This window comes from Nocardioides sp. NPDC054178, assembly GCF_055585005.1.
In genome coordinates this window covers 1,067,112-1,083,413 of sequence record NZ_JBVJKY010000002.1, presented here as the reverse complement: position 1 = coordinate 1,083,413, position 16,302 = coordinate 1,067,112, and the positions used below count along the sequence as shown (strand labels likewise).

At 70.5% G+C, this 16,302-nt stretch carries 12 protein-coding genes; 5 read left to right on the top strand and 7 right to left on the bottom strand.

The genetic code is table 11. The features are described from left to right. On the top strand, positions 1 to 531 hold a 531-nt coding region (locus tag ACZ6WN_RS11865; RefSeq protein ID WP_465864835.1), incomplete at its 5' end, for a hypothetical protein. A 389-nt stretch (positions 532 to 920) separates the two neighbouring features. Here ACZ6WN_RS11865 and ACZ6WN_RS11860 read toward each other — a convergent pair. Further along, the gene (locus ACZ6WN_RS11860) at positions 921 to 2,225 is read right to left on the bottom strand and encodes an MFS transporter (RefSeq protein WP_465864834.1); all 1,305 of its coding nucleotides are present in this window, start codon (positions 2,223 to 2,225) and stop codon (positions 921 to 923) included. A 248-nt stretch (positions 2,226 to 2,473) separates the two neighbouring features. Here ACZ6WN_RS11860 and ACZ6WN_RS11855 point away from each other — a divergent pair, with 248 nt between their 5' ends. The 4 genes from ACZ6WN_RS11855 to ACZ6WN_RS11840 are packed head-to-tail and all read left to right on the top strand — an operon-like array spanning position 2,474 to position 7,326. Beyond that, positions 2,474 to 2,614 (top strand): hypothetical protein, encoded by a 141-nt coding sequence (locus ACZ6WN_RS11855; RefSeq protein ID WP_465864833.1) that lies wholly within the window; start codon positions 2,474 to 2,476, stop codon positions 2,612 to 2,614. Positions 2,615 to 2,624: 10 nt separating this feature from the next. Further along, positions 2,625 to 5,177: an alpha-L-arabinofuranosidase C-terminal domain-containing protein gene (locus ACZ6WN_RS11850; protein WP_465864832.1), complete on the top strand. Its 2,553-nt coding sequence runs from the start codon at positions 2,625 to 2,627 to the stop codon at positions 5,175 to 5,177. 9 nt (positions 5,178 to 5,186) lie between these two features. Beyond that, positions 5,187 to 6,692: a family 43 glycosylhydrolase gene (locus ACZ6WN_RS11845; RefSeq protein WP_465864831.1), complete on the top strand. Its 1,506-nt coding sequence runs from the start codon at positions 5,187 to 5,189 to the stop codon at positions 6,690 to 6,692. Between the two features lie 34 nt (positions 6,693 to 6,726). Continuing rightward, a complete protein-coding gene (locus ACZ6WN_RS11840; RefSeq protein ID WP_465864830.1) occupies positions 6,727 to 7,326 on the top strand; it encodes a TetR/AcrR family transcriptional regulator in 600 nt (199 codons plus the stop codon). Positions 7,327 to 7,342: 16 nt separating this feature from the next. Here the strand turns inward: ACZ6WN_RS11840 and ACZ6WN_RS11835 are convergent, their stop codons facing one another. The 6 genes from ACZ6WN_RS11835 to ACZ6WN_RS11810 all read right to left on the bottom strand — a co-directional run bounded on the left by ACZ6WN_RS11835 (position 7,343) and on the right by ACZ6WN_RS11810 (position 16,234). Beyond that, complete coding sequence (locus ACZ6WN_RS11835; protein ID WP_465864829.1) at positions 7,343 to 8,551, bottom strand: alanine racemase; 1,209 nt, start codon at positions 8,549 to 8,551, stop codon at positions 7,343 to 7,345. Next, positions 8,548 to 9,864 carry a D-arabinono-1,4-lactone oxidase gene (locus ACZ6WN_RS11830; protein WP_465864828.1) on the bottom strand — a complete coding sequence of 439 codons (1,317 nt, stop codon included), beginning with the start codon at positions 9,862 to 9,864 and terminating at the stop codon, positions 8,548 to 8,550. Before ACZ6WN_RS11830 ends, ACZ6WN_RS11835 begins: the two co-directional genes overlap by 4 nt. Then, complete coding sequence (gene sph / locus ACZ6WN_RS11825) at positions 9,861 to 10,802, bottom strand: sphingomyelin phosphodiesterase (RefSeq protein WP_465864827.1); 942 nt, start codon at positions 10,800 to 10,802, stop codon at positions 9,861 to 9,863. The genes ACZ6WN_RS11830 and sph overlap by 4 nt, the downstream gene beginning before the upstream one ends. Continuing rightward, positions 10,802 to 12,880: a neutral/alkaline non-lysosomal ceramidase N-terminal domain-containing protein gene (locus tag ACZ6WN_RS11820; RefSeq protein WP_465864826.1), complete on the bottom strand. Its 2,079-nt coding sequence runs from the start codon at positions 12,878 to 12,880 to the stop codon at positions 10,802 to 10,804. The genes sph and ACZ6WN_RS11820 overlap by 1 nt, the downstream gene beginning before the upstream one ends. A gap of 67 nt (positions 12,881 to 12,947) precedes the next feature. Next, positions 12,948 to 13,805 (bottom strand): alpha/beta hydrolase, encoded by an 858-nt coding sequence (locus tag ACZ6WN_RS11815; RefSeq protein ID WP_465864825.1) that lies wholly within the window; start codon positions 13,803 to 13,805, stop codon positions 12,948 to 12,950. 38 nt (positions 13,806 to 13,843) lie between these two features. Then, entirely contained in the window at positions 13,844 to 16,234 is a 2,391-nt protein-coding gene (locus tag ACZ6WN_RS11810) for a DUF6351 family protein (RefSeq protein WP_465864824.1), read from the bottom strand. Positions 16,235 to 16,302 lie beyond the last annotated feature (68 nt).

The following is a 16,302-nucleotide window of genomic DNA, read 5'->3' as shown; positions in this document are numbered from 1 at the left end:
GCGAACTCGTTCAAGGCCTTCGACTCGATCGCCGTCAGCAGCTCGCTCGTGGACTCGTTCAAGGGCATCGATGCGCTCGCGAACTCGTTCAAGGCCTTCGACTCGATCGCCGTCAGCAGCTCGCTCGTGGACTCGTTCAAGGGCATCGATGCGCTCGCGAACTCGTTCAAGGCCCTCGACTCGATCGCCGTCACCAGCTCGCTCACTCAGGCGATAGGGACGTTGGGCATGATCGATGCCCGAAACCTGGCCGCCGATGCGCTGGCCCCGCGCGCACCCGATCTCAGCCCGGCCGACGCGGACGCAGTTGCTCAGTTCTGGTCCGTGACGGTGGCATTCATCTTCATCTTGGTCGTCATCAACATGTGGCTAGCGGAGATGATCCGCAACGGCACCGACCCCGAGACGCTGAATCGTGTGGATCTCGTCGGGAGCTTTGTCGGTTGGCTCGGACTGGCAGTGTCGGTGAAGGCACTCGTTCGCGTGCTCCTTGTGCGGGCGCTCGAATCCGGTGAACCCACGGACAGATAGCAACGGAGACACCTGGCAAGCGCCTGCCCGGGCTGTGATCCGTGAGAACTTTCTCCACTGACTCAAGGCGGCCTTCGGCCGCGTGCGCGGCCTCCGGGGGCGTGCGGCCTGGCGGCCGGTCCCCCTACGTGCCTGATGTAGTTAGGCAGCGTGGGGGCAAGCCCCCAGACCCTCGCCAAGGGGGCCAGGTGCCGGAATGGGTGACGCTCCGCCCCTTCGGACGGCTGGCTGAGCATGCTCGTTACCAGTTGGCGACGTTTGTCGGCGCTCGTTCATGAATGCGTGCTATCACTTCCGTGTGCGGTCCGGGCGCCCGCGTTGCTGGAGTCCCCCCACTCGGTCGCGAGGGCGTCCAGGACCGCACGCCAAGTCGCGCAGGCCGCGCGCGATCAGAAGCGATCCGCAGCCACGCCAGTCTCGACCGGCGGCTCGGTGCGGGAAGCGGTCCACCACACGACGGTGACGACCAAGCCGATCGCGAGCAGCGCGCTGGTCAGCCAGAACGGGTAGGTGCGGTCGATCCCCGAGAGCCAACCGGAGATCCAGCCGAACGGGGCGGCGGCGAGCATCACCGCGGTGCGCTGCAGCGCCATCACGCGCGACCGCTCGGCGGCGTCGACGTGGAAGGCGACGAGCGACTCCGAGAGCATGAAGAGCATCCCGGCGCCGAAGCTGTCGAGGAGAAGGCAGACCCCGAGAAGGGCGTACGTCACGAGGTCGGCGTCGCCCTCGGCGGCCGGGATCGCGACGAGCACCAGCTGGCCCGCCAGGTAGATGCCGAAGCCCCACAGGGTCGCCTGCTTCAGGTCGTGCCCCGAGGTCAACCGGCGGATCAGAGTGAAGAGGAAGAGCACCGACAGCAGCGAGCGCACCATCGGGAAGAACGGCAGCACCGCCTCGGGCACGTGGAGGTGACGGTTGACCAGGACCTGCCAGAAGGTGCCGTTGACGAGGGTGACCGCCGCGACGACGGCGGCGACGGCCAGCGCCAGCAACGATCCGTGCGAGCGGCCCAGCAGCCTCGCGGCCTCGCGGTAGCCGACGAAGAGCCGCCACAGACTCTCGTGACGGGTCGCCTCCATCCGGATCCGGCCCTGGCGGGTCTCGGTGGACGCGACGTACAGCAGGATGATCTTGGCCAGCATCACCACGGCTGCGTTGACGAAGAGCATCCGCACCGCCGGCTCCAGGCCGAACTGCGCGACCATGAAGGCCGCGATCGGTGCGAAGAGCGCCGAGCAGTCGGCCGCGACCCGCACGAGGGAGTAGATGCCGGTGATCTGGTCGCGCTCCGCGTCCTCGACCATCAGGCAGTCCCAGGCGTTCGCGGTGACCTGTAGTGCGCCGTTGAGCAGCGAGGCGGCCAGGAAGGCCCAGAAGTCCTGCGCGACTGCCCAGATCAGACAGGGGATCACGAAAGCGATCACGTCGAAGACCGCGTTCGTCAGCCGGCGCCCCATCCGGTCGGTGATGATGCCGCCGGCCAGCCCGAAGAACACCTGCGAGATCATCCCGGCGGTCGCGAGCAGGCCGATCTCTGCGTCGTGCAGGCCGAGCGTGAGCATGAAGACGGAGAGATACGGCAGCACCAGCGCCATCGACAGGCCCCACATCGGCTCGGTCCACACGCACGCGCGGGGGTTGCCGCGGAGATGGATCAGGGTGTGCCACAGCGAGCCGGGGGAGGATGCCACCGGGTCAGTGAACCAGGTGTGAGTCGATGCCGGAAAACGATTTCGCGATCGGCGATCCTGCGACGTCCGATTACCGCCGGATCTGCAGGTCGGAGCCATGTTGAGCAGGCGTCCGGGGCGGGCCTGCTTCGCCCGTTTCTCTTGACGACTGCGGCGCCTTCCTGCTTATGTTAGCGCTCACATTCGATGTGACTGAGGTCACATCGTGTGGTGTCCCCACCCCATGGACGACTCCTGGAGGCGCGCAGATGGACCCGTCGTACCCGACCGCGCACGGCCCGCGGATCCCCAGTGACTACCAGCTTCCCAGCCGCTCCCGCCATGGGACCGTCCTGCCGGTGACCAAGGCCGAGCTGGACCGCATCCGCACCGTCTATCGCGTGTTCTGAGGAGACCATCGTGCATCGAACCCGTCTGCTGGCCGCCCTGTCCGCCGTCACCGTCCTGGCGCTGCCCCTGGCCCACGCCGCGCCGAGCCTGGGCGCGGGCGGCCGACCCGTCACGCCCCCGCCCGACTACACGATCACGGCCCACGCCGGTGAGTCCGGGCCGGAGATCAGCGACACGATGTACGGCGTCTTCTTCGAGGACATCAACTACGCGGCCGACGGCGGCCTCTACGCCGAGCTGGTGCGGAACCGGTCGTTCGAGTTCCTCCCGGTCGACAACCGCTCCTACACCGGCCTGACCGCGTGGACCCCGCAAGGCGTCGGTGGCGGGGCCGGGACCGCCACCCCGGTCAACGACGGCGCACGGCTCAACGAACGCAACCGCACCTACCTGCAGCTCTCGCTGGCCAACGCCGGCGGCGGCACGTACGGCGTCGCCAACAGCGGCTGGAACAACGGTGTCGCGCTCGAGGCGGGGAAGCGCTATGACTTCTCGGTCTGGGCACGCTCGGACTCCGCCGGCGGTACGCCGCTGACCGTGTCGCTCCAGGACCAGGCCGGCACGGCGTACGCCGCTCCGGTCCGGCTCCAGGTGAACGGCGACACCTGGAAGAAGTACACCGGCACCTTCACCGCGAGCGCCACGACCGACTCCGCACGGCTGTGGCTCCAGGGCGAGGGCGTAGGCACGCTGCGCCTCGACATGGTCTCCCTGCTGCCCGAGGACACCTTCATGGGCCGGGAGAACGGGCTGCGGAAGGACCTCGCCGAGAAGATCGCGGCGCTCGAGCCGGAGTTCGTCCGCTTCCCGGGCGGCTGCCTCGTCAACACCGGCAGCATGTCCGGCTACGACGCATCCTCCGACTGGCAGCGCGCCCGGTCCTACCAGTGGAAGGACACCGTCGGCCCGGTCGAGGAGCGCGCGACCAACGCCAACTTCTGGGGTTACAACCAGTCCTACGGGCTGGGCTACTTCGAGTACTTCCAGTTCGCCGAGGACATCGGGGCGATGCCGCTGCCGGTCGTGCCCGCGCTGGTCACCGGCTGCGGCCAGAACCGGGCGACCGACGACGAGGCCCTGCTGCAGCGCCACATCCAGGACACCCTCGACCTCATCGAGTTCGCGAACGGTCCGGTCGACTCCGAGTGGGGCGCCCTGCGCGCGGAGATGGGGCACCCGGCGCCGTTCGGGCTCACTCACCTCGGTGTCGGCAACGAGGAGAACCTGCCGACGGAGTTCTTCGAGCGGTTCGAGAAGTTCCGTGCGGCCATCGAGGCGCGCTACCCCGAGATCACGATCATCAGCAACTCCGGCCCCGACGACGAGGGCGCGCTCTTCGACCAGCACTGGGCGCAGAATCGTGCCGCCGGCGTCGACATGGTCGATGAGCACTACTACAACTCCCCGACCTGGTTCCTGCAGAACAACGATCGCTACGACAGCTACGACCGCAACGGGCCGAAGGTCTTCCTCGGCGAGTACGCCTCCCAGGACAACAAGCTCTTCAACGCGCTGTCCGAAGCGGCGTACATGACCGGGCTCGAGCGCAACGCCGACGTCGTCCGGCTCGCCTCCTACGCCCCGCTGCTGGCCAACATCGATCAGGTGCAGTGGCGCCCGGACATGATCTGGTTCGACAACGACCAGTCCTGGAGCTCTGCGAACTACCAGGTCCAGAAGCTGTTCATGAACAACGTCGGCGACCGGGTCGTCCCCAGCGAGGCGACCGGCAAGGTGATCCAGCCGAAGCCCATCACCGGCGGCATCGGCCTCTCCACCTGGGCCACGTCCGTGGCGTACGACGACGTGTCGGTCACCGCGCCCGACGGGGCCGAGCTGTTCGCCGACGACTTCGCGGACGGTGACGCCGAGGGCTGGAGCCCGCTGGCCGACCGCGGGACCTGGTCGGTCGTCGACGGCGCCTACACCCAGGCCGACGCGACCGCCCAGGACACCCTGGTCAAGGGCGCGAACATCACCGTGAGCGACTACGACATCGAGCTGAAGGCCAAGAAGCTGTCCGGTGCCGAGGGATTCCTGGTCGCGTTCGGGGTGAAGGACTCCGGCAACTTCTACTGGTGGAACATCGGTGGCTGGAACAACACCCGCACCGTCGTCGAGAAGGCCACCAACGGCGGCAAGGAGACCCTGGTCGCCCGTGAGGGCCACTCGGTCGAGACCGGACGCACCTACGACGTACGGGTCGAGGTCCGCGGCACCCATGTCCGGCTCTTCCTCGACGGCCAGCTCTTCCAGGAGTTCGACGACGACCAGGTCACCGAGCCGTTCGCGCAGGTGGTCACCCGTGACGAGGCGACCGGCGACCTGATCGTCAAGGTCGTCAACGCCCAGGCCGAGCCGGCGGTCACCCGCGTCGACCTCGGTGTCAAGGTCGCCGCCAAGGCGGAGATGACCGTCATCAGCGGCGACCCGGAGGAGCAGAACACGCGTACGGCGCAGCCCATCAAGCCGGTGACGAGCACGATCCGCGGCGTGGACAGCACCTTCACGCGCACGTTCGCGCCGTACTCCGTGACCTTCATCCGCATCCAGACCCGGTAGGGGAGCACCATGTCCAACGATCTGAACCACCTCAGCCTCCGAGCCGGCCTCAGCAGGCGCCACCTCCTGCAGACCGGGGTCGGCCTCGGCGCTGCGGCCGCGCTCGCCGGGTACGCCGCACCAGCGGGCGCGACGCCTGCGGGCGCCGCACCGGCGGGACCGATGCCCAGCGACGCCGAGATCTGGGGCGTGCCGACCCTCAACCCGCTGGTCGAGCGTCGGGCCGACCCGTTCGTCACCCGGCCCGTCGACGGGATGTACTACCTGACCGGCTCCGTGCCGGAGTACGACCGTCTGGTGATCCGCGGGTCGGCCTCGCTTGCCGGGCTCGCCACCGCGGCGGAGTCGGTCATCTGGCGCCGCCCCGCCAGCGGGAAGATGGGCGGCCACATCTGGGCGCCCGAGCTGCACCGCATCGACGGCCGCTGGTACGTCTACTTCGCGGCCGGCGACTCCGACGACGTCTTCCGGATCCGGATGTACGTCATGGAGTCGACGCTCGCCGACCCGCGCGACCCGGCGGGCTGGGGTGCGCCGCAGCAGATCATCACGCCGTGGCAGAGCTTCGCCCTCGACGCCACCACCTTCGAGCACGCCGGCCGCCGCTACCTGGTCTGGGCGCAGAGCGAGCCCGAGATCGCGGTCAACACCAGCCTCTACATCGCCGAGATGAGCTCCCCGTTCGCGATCAGCACCTTCCCGGCGCGGATCGCGACCCCGACCCGCAGCTGGGAGGTGCAGGGCTTCAAGGTCAACGAGGGACCCGCCGTGCTGGTCCGCAACGGCCGCGTCTTCATGACGTTCTCGGCCAGCGCCACCGACGCGCGCTACTGCCTGGGCCTGCTCACCGCGTCGGCGGACGCCGACCTGCTCGACCCGGCGTCGTGGGTCAAGAGCCCCGGTCCGGTGTTCACGACGAACGTGCAGACCGGACAGTACGGCCCGGGGCACAACTCGTTCACGGTCGCCGAGGACGGGGTGACCGACGTCCTCGTCTACCACGCCCGGGACTACCGCGACATCACCGGAGACCCCCTCTACGACCCGAACCGGCACGCGCGCGTGCAGAAGGTGGTGTGGCACGAGGACGGGACGCCCCTGTTCGGGGTTCCGGTCGGCAGGGGCGGGCCGATCGTCCGGCTCAGCCCGCTGGATGCGCCGGGCTCGTTCGTACGCCACTACGAGTACGCCGTGCGGGTGGACCGCGCCCCGAGGGAGCTCGCCGACAGCCAGTTCCGTTTCGTCCCCGGGCTCGTGGGCGACGGCTCGGAGTCGTTGCAGTCGGTCAACTTCCCCGACAGATACGTCCGGGTCGTCGGCGGCACGGTCCGGATCGACCCGGTCGAGCCAGGCCCGGCGTACGCCGCGGAGGCCAGCGTTCGCAGGGTCCCGGTCAAGGGTGGGATCTCCCTGCAGGTGGCCACGGATCGCGGGGGCTACCTCCAGCACGACCGTGGTGCGCTCACCGTCGGTTCCACCCCGGGACGCCGCTCCAGCACCTTCGGCCTGACCTGATCCGGTCTGCGACTTGGACGCTAGTCTTGGTCGCATGGTGAGGGTGTCTGCGGACGAGCGGCGACGGTTGCTGGTGCAGGCCGCGATCCGGGTGATGGCGCGCGACGGGGTCGCTCAGGCGACGACGCGGTCGATCGTGGCCGAGGCGGACATGGCGCTCGGCGCGTTCCACTACTGCTTCCGCTCCAAGGAGGAGCTGCTGGAGCAGGTGATCACCACGATCACGAGCCACACGCTGGCGCCGGCCCTCGAGATCATCGAGGGCTCGGGGACGCTGGAGGAGAAGCTGCGTGGTGGGCTGGCCTCCTACTGGCAGCACGTGCTGGACAACCCCGACGAGCACCGGGTGACGTACGAGCTGACGCAGTATGCGACCCGCAACCCGGCCCTGGCGGAGTTCGCGCGGAAGCAGTACCGCACCTATCTGGACGCGCACACGCAGGTGATCGAGACGCTGGCCGCCAGCACCGGGGTGACCTGGACCGTCGACGAAGCCGTCCTGGCGCGCTACCTGACCGCGATCGTCGACGGGATGACCCTGCTCTATCTCAACGAGGGTGACGCCGAGACCGCCGGCGCCGCGATCGACCTGGCCGCCACGCAGCTGCTGGGGCTGGTCGCGGAGGGGTCCTGACGCCCCGACGCGGAGGTCAGAGGAAGGTCTTGCCCTCGCCGCGATAGGTGGGGACGACGTCGAGGATGCGGTCGCCGTCGACGAGCACCATCTCGTCGACGTGCTCGGACAGCTCGCCGGCCTTGGTGTGCCGGAACCAGACGTGGTCACCGATGTCGAGGTCGTCGACCCGGTCGCCGACCAGCGGCGTCTGCACCTCGCCGGCTCCCTCCCGGTCGACCAGCGAGAGACCCTGCGGCCACACCGGCGTCGGCAGCCGGTCCTTGCCGGCGGCGCCGGAGGCGATCCAGCCGCCGCCGAGCACGGTGGCGTGCTGCGGTGAGGGGCGACGTACGACCGAGAGGACGAAGTACGCCGCGGGCTGGGGCTGGAACCGGGTGTAGAAGTCGAACAGGCGCGGTGCCAGGAGCCCCGAGCCGGCGGCGACCTCGGTGACCGCGGGCTCGGCCGCGGTGAGCTCGAGGCTGCCGGTGCCGCCACCGTTGACGGACTCCAGCGGCGCGACGCTGCGTACGGCGGCGACCGCCTCTGCGCGCCGCTCGGCGAGCTCCGCGGCCGACCGGCGCTGCATGGCCCGGACCGCGAAGCGGCTCAGGCCGGGCTGGTTGTCGCCGATGCCCGCGATCTGACCTTCGTAGCCCATCAGGCCGACCAGTCGGAAGCGCGGGTGAGCGGCCACCTGGCGGGCCAGTGCGGCGGCGGCCTCGGGTGTGTGCACGGGGGAGCGGCGGGCACCGAGGTGGAGCCGGCCGCCCGCGAGCCGGAGCGAGACGTCCAGCTCGAGGCAGATCCGGATGGCCGGGCCGTCCGGCCCGACGATCTCGGCGGTCAGGTCGAGATGCCGAGGGCTGTCGACCATCAGCGTGACCCGGGAGGCGAGCTCCTCGTCCCCGGCGAGCCGGCGGAGCGCCTCGCGGTGCATGGTCGGATAGCCGACCACGACGTCCTCGTGCTCCTCGGCGAGCCAGAGCGCCTCGGGCAGGGTGTAGGCGAGGATGCCGGACATCCCGGGCACCTCGAGCGCGTCTCGGATCACCGAGCGCACCCGGATCGACTTGCTGGCGACCCGGATCGGCTTCCCGGCGGCACGGTGGACCAGCTGGTGGGCGTTCGTACGCAGTGCCGCCACGTCGAGGACGGCGAACGGCGGGTCCAGGTGCTCGGTCGCGGCGAGCAGGTCCGGCCACGGCGTACGGGCGGGGCCGGAGCGTTGGGTCAGGTTCATCCTCGAGCCTCCGGGGAAGGGCCGAGCACGCGGTCCAGGTAGGGGTTGGCGAAGACGCCGGCCGGGTCCAGCCGGTCGCGGAGCGCGACGAAGTCGTCGAAGCGGGGATAGACCTCACGCAGGGCGGCAGCGTCGAGCCGGTGCAGCTTGCCCCAGTGCGGCCGGCCGCCGGCGGCGCCGAGCACGTCCTCGCAGATGCCGAACCAGCGCTCGTGCGGCATCCGGTGGTACTGGTGGAAGGCGACGACGGCCGAGTCCCGCTCGTAGGCCGGCGAGAGCCAGATGTCGTCGTGGCGTACGAACCGGACCTCGAAGGGGAACGACACCGCCTCGTCGTGGGTGTCGACCCACCGCTTCAGCTCCCGCAGCGCCGGGACGAGCGCGTCGCGCGGCACGAAGTACTCACCTTCCCGAAAACGTACGTCCCGGTCGGAGGCGAACACGTTCGGAGCCAGGTCGGTGAAGTCGCGTGCGGAGATCGCCCTGGTCACGAACCGGGTGATCCCGGGCACCAGGCGCGGGAAGCGGGTGCCGGCGCGGAGCATCGCCTCGAAGCCGATGTTGGTGACGATCCGGTCGTCGACCGTGCGAGCGAAGCGGCTCATCGGGCGCAGCTCGGTGTCCCCGGGCAGCCGCTGGAACTTCCGGGTGAGCGCGGTGGTGGTGTGCGGGAACCAGAAGAACTCGAAGTGGTCGTTGGCGGCCACCAGTTCGTCGACGCCGTCGAGCACCTCGTCGAGGGGCGCGGCCGCGTCGACCGCCCGCAGCGCGTAGAGCGGCACGCACTGCAGCGTCACCGCGGTGATCACGCCGAGCGCGCCGAAGGAGACCCGCGCGGCCTCGAACAGCTCGGGCCGCTCGGTCGCCGAGCACTGCACGACCGACCCGTCGGCGAGCACGAGCTCGAGGCCGCGTACCTGCGTCGAGATGCTGCCGAAGGCGGCGCCGCTGCCGTGGGTGCCGGTCGAGATCGCACCGGCGAGGGTCTGCCGGTCGATGTCGCCGAGGATCTCCATCGCCAGCCCGTGCCCGGCCAGGATCGGGTTGAGCCGGTGCAGCGGGATGCCGGCGTCGACCGTCACCAGCCCGGAGTCGCGGTCGACCGAGCGGACCCCGTCGAGCCGTTCCGGCCGCAGTTGTACGCCGGGCGCGACCGCCGCGCCCGTGAACGAGTGTCCCGACCCGACCATCCGGACCTGCAGCCGGTCGCGGGAGGCCTCCTTGACGGCGGCCGCCACCTCGCCGGTCGTCGCGGGGTTGGCGACGCGCGCGGGCGTGACCCGCTCGGTGCCCGCCCAGTTCTGCCAGGTCATGACGTGCCTCCCAGGACCGGATAGTGGTCGGAGTAGTCCGTGTAGGTCGTCCCGCCGGAGCTCCACGGCGGCGAGGTCGGCGTCAGCGTGGTGTTCGTCCAACCGCGAGGCTGTGCGTGGCCGCTCCGGAACAGCACGTAGTCGAGCTGCTCGCGCCCGCCCGAGCTCGCCAGCGGGTTGGTCTCCGGGTCCCAGCTGTAGGGGTGCCCGGCGAAGGCCGGGGCGGTGGCGTCGAGCGCGGTCAGCATGGTGGCGTACTCGGGGGACTCCTTGACGACGTTGAGGTCGCCGGTGATCACGATCGGCTCGTCGGCCGGGATCGCGAGCCCGTCGAGGAAGCCGTCGAGCTCGGCGAACTGCGCGGCCCGGACGTCGGCGCCGCGGCCGAAGCAGGCAGGGTCCTCGGCCTGGACGTGGGTCCCGACCACGTGCACCGGTCGGCCGTCGACGTCGAGGCGGGCGTAGACGAAGCCCTTGTTCGCGAACCAGTCGGCGCCGCACCCGTCGGCGTAGACGTACTGGACCCGGTGGGTGATCGGCCACCTGCTCAGGATGGTCACGCCGCCGTCCTCGGGGGTCAGTGCGGAGTAGGACCCGAGGGTCTCGTCCCAGCCCGACCGGGAGCGGCCGAGGACCGGTGTCTGGTGGGGATACTGGCTGGCCAGACGGGACTTGAGGGTGTCGGACGGGCCGTTGTCGAAGGCCTCCTCCAGCACCACGACGTCGTGCCCACGCAGGTGGTCGGCCTCCGCGGACAGGCCCGCCCTGACGCCGTTGGCCTTCCCGCCCAGGATCGTCGGCAGCATCGCGACGTTGTGGGTCAGGATGCTCAGGTCGGGCGGCGGGGGCGCTGCCGAGGCCGCCGATCCAGCCGGGCCGGGCAGCAACGTCGCCGCGAGTGCGCACGCCGCCGCGAGGCCTACCGTCGCGGCGCGCATCAGTCGACCACCGCGAACGTCGGGCTGGTGCCGCTGATCGCCCGGACGCTGCCGAGCAGGCTCCTGGCATCGCCGAAGTAGCGGATCCGATAGCTCCCGGGCGCCACGTCCTCGGGTACGTCCCAGGTGATCGTCACCTTCGACGCGGCGACGCCGTAGCGCTGCCAGTGCAGCTTCGTCGACCAGTCGCCGTCGTCGGCGACCCGCTGCCAGCCGGTCGGCGTCTGCCGCTCCACGGTGAGATAGCTGCCCCCGTGGTGCAGGTCGTTGTCGGGATGCGCACCGGCGAAGGTGACGCTCACCTGCTCGCCCGGACGGTACGTCGCGCCCGGCGCAGTCAGCACGTCGCCGTAGCCCTTGCCGATCGGCGGCGCGTCGGCCACCACCGCGCCCTGGAGCGACGGGAGCTGCCCGGCGCTGCGGTCGCGCTCCTTCTCCCCGAGCGGTACGTCGACCCCGTCCCGCATCGCGGTGCCGAGGTCGGCCGCGGTCTGCATGAACGCCGGGAGCTCGTAGCGTCCGAAGAGCGTCGAGGCGCCCTCGTACTCCTTGGCGTCATACTCCTCCGGCGTGGTCAGGTAGTGGGCGTAGGCGTTGGCGTAGCCCTGCACCAGCACGTGGTCGATGTCGGTCCCGACCGCCTCGGCGACCGCCTGCCGCAGCCGCAGACCGGACACCACGGTCACCTCGGCCGGCATCCCGACGAGGTAGAGGTCGCCGACGCGGACCAGCTGCACCGGGAGCTTCTGCTGCACCATGTCGAGCGCCCCGACCGGGAGCAGGATCTCCTTCGACCCCTGGCACGCGCGCAGCGCCGGGCTCGCGGTGTAGAGCGCCTCGGAGATCGCCGCGACCGCCGGGTTGCCGCCGTCCTTGCCCTCCTTGAAGATCGGCAGCCCGCCGCCGCCGTCCTCGGTGCTGCCTGCCGCGAACGCCGCACCGAGCGCGGCCGGGCAGGTGGTGTGCGGTTTCCCGTCGGGGGTGAACTCGGGACGTACCGCGGTGTTCGCGAGGTCGACGTAGACGATCCGGGAGTCGACGCCTCCGCTCAGCGCACGGTCGTCGTCGAGCCCGCGGCGGGCGGCGTCGTACGTCCTGGTCCCGATGATCCGGGTGTTCTCGAACTGGTCGGTGGTCGGGCCGTCGGAGGGTTTCAGGTTGAGGTTCGGCGACATGTCGCCGGAGTTGGTCTGCGCGAAGGACGCGACGAAGCCGGGGTCGTCGCTGTCCTCGACGTAGTCGACGCCGCGAGCGAGTCGCTCCCAGGCGTACTCGGCATAGCCCTTGTTGTCGGGGCTCACCAGGGTGTTGTCGGTCGACATGCTCGTCGCGTGGACCGGGAACCAGTTGATCGCCCCGTCGAGCTCGCCGCCGCGGTGGACCTGGAGCGTGGTGCTCCGGGTGTCGACACCGCCCGGGAAGTGCGCCTTGTCGGCCTCCGGGTTGCGGTCGAACGCCGTCTTCGAGCGGTTGACGTTGGCGTTGGTGAGCTCGCTGGTCGACAGGCTCAGCTCGGCCGGAGCGAGGTCGGCGTCCGCCCGCACGACCGAGGAGACGATCCCGTCGACGAGCGCGCGGAACGTCTTGCCGTGGTAGCCCAGCGTGGTGACGTTGTAGAGCGTGTGGTGCGAGAAGCCGCCGGGCGCCGCGTGCGTGTGGGTCGCGGTCAGCATCACGTTGCGCTCGGTGTACGTCTCGCCGAAGCGCTGCTCGAGCTTCGCCAGCACGGCGTCGCGGACGCTCTGGAAGATCATCCCGGCGTCGGCGAGGACGTGGACCACGCGCTCGCCCGACTCCGGGTCGGCGATCACGAAGGCCCGGGCGCGCTGCCGCATGTGCAGGCCGCTGCTGACCTGGCCGAGGTCGGCGTAGCCCATCATCCCGGCCTCGGCGACCTCGCCGGTGACGTCGGCGATGCCGCGGCCGACCAGGAAGTCCTCGCCCCGGTCGGTCGCGGCCTGTGCGGTGCTCGACGGGGTGGTCGTCGCGCTCGCCGAAGGTGGTGCCGCCGCGAGTCCGAGCGCGGCGACCGTCACCGCCGCTGAAGCCGTCGCAGTCTTCCAGGTGACCCAAGTCATACCCGGAGGATGCCCGCCCGCGGCAGTGTGGGTCAAGAGTCCTGGACAAATGACCCACTTGTTGGTCTCAGCCGGCCGCGATCTCCGCGAGCAGGTCCGCGGCGGGTGCCGGGTGGACGAGCCAGCCGAGGTGGCTCGACTCCAGGGTGTGGACGGCGTACGGGTTCTCCGGGGTGAGGGCGTCGCCCTCGCGGATCAGCCGGTCCTGCATGGCGGGCGGCATGCTGACGTCCTCGCTGAGGCGTACGAACGCGCGGGGGACCGTGCCCCAGGTGGCCGCCTGGGCGCGGTCGCCCGGTCCACCCGCGTCGAGGTTCTCGTCGGGCTGGAAGGTGTTGAGGAACGTTCGGAACTCGTCGTCGGTGCCGTCGGCCAGGAAGGCGTGCTTGAGGCCGGCGAGCACCTCGGCGGAGGCGGTGCGGAAGTTGCAGCGCAGCAGACCGACGTCGGCGGGATTCGCGGCGGCCGCGCCGATCAGCGCGGAGGCGTCGAAGGAGGCCATCTCCGGCTCGGCGTTGTACGCCGCCGCATCGAGCTCCACCGGGGCCCAGGCCGACACGTAGACCATCGTGTCGATCAGGTCCGGGCGGGCGTTGGCGGTCGCGGTCAGGGTGATCCCGCCGCGGCTGTGGGCGACCACGACGACCGGACCGTGCGCCTTCGCCCGCTCGAGCACGGAGACCAGGTGGGCCACGTTGTCGGCGAGGGTCACGCCCTTGATCCCGCCGGGCGCCGTCGCGAGCGCGGCAAGGTCCTGGGGTGCCTGGTAGGCCGCCGGGAAGGTTGCCGCGAAGCCGTGGCCGGGCAGGTCGACCGCCAGCGAACGGAACCCACGCAGCGCCAGCTCCGCCTGGAGCGGTGCGAACGAGAACGAGTTGGCGAAGGCGCCGTGGACGAGGACGAAGGTCGGCTCGGGAGAAGGCATGGCCGGGACACTAGCGCCGACTCGGCGCGGGTCACCGGTCAATTCTCGAACGGCGCCGACCGTGGGGCGGGGCCTATCGGCGTACCTCCGTAGACGACCGATCCATCGGCGCGCTGATAGGTCAGCCACGGCACCGTCTCGGTGAAGCCCACACCCGGTTTGCTGTAGTCGCAGACCCCGTCGGGGAAGGTCGCCTCCAGCCGGGCCCACTGAGCATCGGTGAGGCCGAAGGCGCCGTAGTCGTCGGTGCGGCGCAGCGGCTTGAGGTGGCATGTGGCGTTGTCGGAGTAGTTGTTGTCGCCGGCCACGATCCGCGGCGTCGCGAAGTCCGTCTTGACCAGGTCGCTGACCGGCCCGAGCCCGCACACGAGGTCCGAGACAGGGTCGACGACGAGGTTGAGCGCGGGATCCAGGACCGGGTCGAGGGCGCCGTTCAGGCCGTCGAGCGCGCCGCCGGTCAGGTCGTCCACCAGCGGGTCCGCGACCGGCAGGAACAGGCCGTCCTCGCTGGAGATCCCCTGGGTCTGCGTGCACCGGTCGTGCAGGTCGCCGGGGCGGTCCTGGACGATCTTGTCCGCCAGCGCCACGGAGCGGTCGTCGGCCTCGACCGAGGCCAGCCAGCGGTCCATCGCGAGCAGCGCCTCCTTGGAGTAGCTCGGGTCGCCGATGAGCGGCGTCACGCCGTACCAGATCACCTGGTTGTCCGCGTGCCCCTGCTCCCGGGTCAGCCGGTCGCGCATCGCCCACGCCCAGCGCGCGTCGTGCGCCACGCCCGGGTCGGGGCCGCGGTGGTCGATGATCGCGACCTCGGACAGGTTGCTGGCGGTGTTGACCATGCCGCTGCGATAGGCGTTGGTGAGCGCCGTCGGGTCGGCGACCGAGCGCCGAGCCCGCGGCTGGATGTCGATGTCGAGCCCGCCGACCTTCTCGTTGACGTCGACGAACTGCTCCGGCGTGATCGCCCCGGAACGGAGCGCCTCGAGGCCGTACTGCACACCCGTGTTGTCCAGCGGCGAGCCCGCGAAGCCGCGCCCGATCTGCTTCTCCTGCGGCGTCCACACGCTCTCCGGCCGCGGACCGAAGACGTTGATCGCACCGTCGATGATCGAGCAGCGTACGCCGCCGGGGTTTGTCGCAGCGTCGTACCGCTCCTGGTCGCTGACCCCGGCACACGGGTGCGTCGGCACGACCGCCTGCTTGAACAGGCCCTCGTCGGCGGTGACCGCGTTGAGCGGCAGCAGATGGCCCTCGACCGCCGCCCACTGCAGCGGGTTCCAGAACTTCCCGTCGGTGAGCCGCTCGGAGCTCTCGAAGTACTTGCGGAGCAGGTGGTAGTCGGAGAACTGCAGGCCCGGCGAGAGCGAGTCGGGGTAGGAGCAGGTGACGACCAGCCCCTGGTAGATCCCCGGGTAGGCGTTGGCGATCGTCTGCTGCGCGATCGAGCCACCGGAGCAGCCGCTGCCGATCGTGTAGCGCAGGTCGCCGTACGTCTCGACGAGATGCTCCTTGGCCATCATCAGCGACTCCGCCTCGCTGGTCACCGTGCAGTTGTGGCCGGTGTTGGCCAGCGCCGTCGAGAGCATCGCGAAACCGCGGCCGAGGGCGACGGTCGGGCTGTCGCCGAGGGCGTCGGCGACGACCGGGATGCCGAGGTCGAAGGTGCCGGCGTAGTCGGTGGTCGGCGCGGTCCCGGTCTCGTGGTCCACCCCGCAGCTGCCGCCGTGGGGGATGAACAGCTTGTTGTTCCACTGCTCCTGCGGTCGCCAGCGCCGCCACGGCTCGCCCGGCTGCCAGAGCACGGCGATCCGGTACTGGTCGCGGTTCTGGTAGCCCGTCTCCACCCGTACGACGAACGGCACCGTCACGCCCTCGTCGGTGGTCGTGGAGGCGACGTCGCGGGCCGGGTTCGCGGGGTCGTAGGGCTGGAGACCGTCGAGCAGTGGATTTGTCGATTTGTAGAGCCAGCTGATCGTCGGCTCCTGGTTGCACTGCGCGTCCGTCGCGGTCGGCTGGCAGCGCCACGGCTGCAGCTGGGGTCCGGAGAAGACCGGCCCGCCGCGCGGGTGGTTCGTGAGGGTGAGCCGGGCGCCGCGACCGTCGGGCAGGCGTGCGGTCAGCTCGTTGGTCCCGACCCGCAGGCCGCGTACGACGCCCTCGATCTCACCGTTGGGCCGCTCGGCGAAGGCCTGGGTCACGTCGCGGTCGCCGCTCAGGCCCACCTCCAGGTCGTCGGCGTCGGCGTCCTGCGGGAGGGTGATCCGCACCAGCCCGTTGCCGTCGGAGACCAGGTCGGCCCGGTTGGAGAGCGTCTCCAGGACGATGTCCTCGGCCTCCGCAGGCGGAGACGCCGACGCCGGCGTCGCGCCGAGCAGGCCGGCGACGAGAGCGGACACCGTCGCGATCGAGGTGGGCAGAGCGCGAGCGGCCATGGCGTGCCTTTCCGAGAGCTGCGCACGTCCCCCGAACAGACGCTCGCCGTGACAGGAGGATGCCCCCT

Excerpts from the sequence above, each read along its gene's own strand:
- ACZ6WN_RS11830 (WP_465864828.1), bottom strand. The coding sequence starts at position 9,864 with ATGACCTGGCAGAACTGGGCGGGCACCGAGCGGGTCACGCCCGCGCGC.
- ACZ6WN_RS11835 (WP_465864829.1), bottom strand. The coding sequence starts at position 8,551 with ATGAACCTGACCCAACGCTCCGGCCCCGCCCGTACGCCGTGGCCGGAC.
- sph (WP_465864827.1), bottom strand. The coding sequence starts at position 10,802 with ATGCGCGCCGCGACGGTAGGCCTCGCGGCGGCGTGCGCACTCGCGGCG.
- ACZ6WN_RS11815 (WP_465864825.1), bottom strand. The coding sequence starts at position 13,805 with ATGCCTTCTCCCGAGCCGACCTTCGTCCTCGTCCACGGCGCCTTCGCC.
- ACZ6WN_RS11845 (WP_465864831.1), top strand. The coding sequence starts at position 5,187 with ATGTCCAACGATCTGAACCACCTCAGCCTCCGAGCCGGCCTCAGCAGG.
- ACZ6WN_RS11810 (WP_465864824.1), bottom strand. The coding sequence starts at position 16,234 with ATGGCCGCTCGCGCTCTGCCCACCTCGATCGCGACGGTGTCCGCTCTC.
- ACZ6WN_RS11820 (WP_465864826.1), bottom strand. The coding sequence starts at position 12,880 with ATGACTTGGGTCACCTGGAAGACTGCGACGGCTTCAGCGGCGGTGACG.
- ACZ6WN_RS11840 (WP_465864830.1), top strand. The coding sequence starts at position 6,727 with ATGGTGAGGGTGTCTGCGGACGAGCGGCGACGGTTGCTGGTGCAGGCC.
- ACZ6WN_RS11855 (WP_465864833.1), top strand. The coding sequence starts at position 2,474 with ATGGACCCGTCGTACCCGACCGCGCACGGCCCGCGGATCCCCAGTGAC.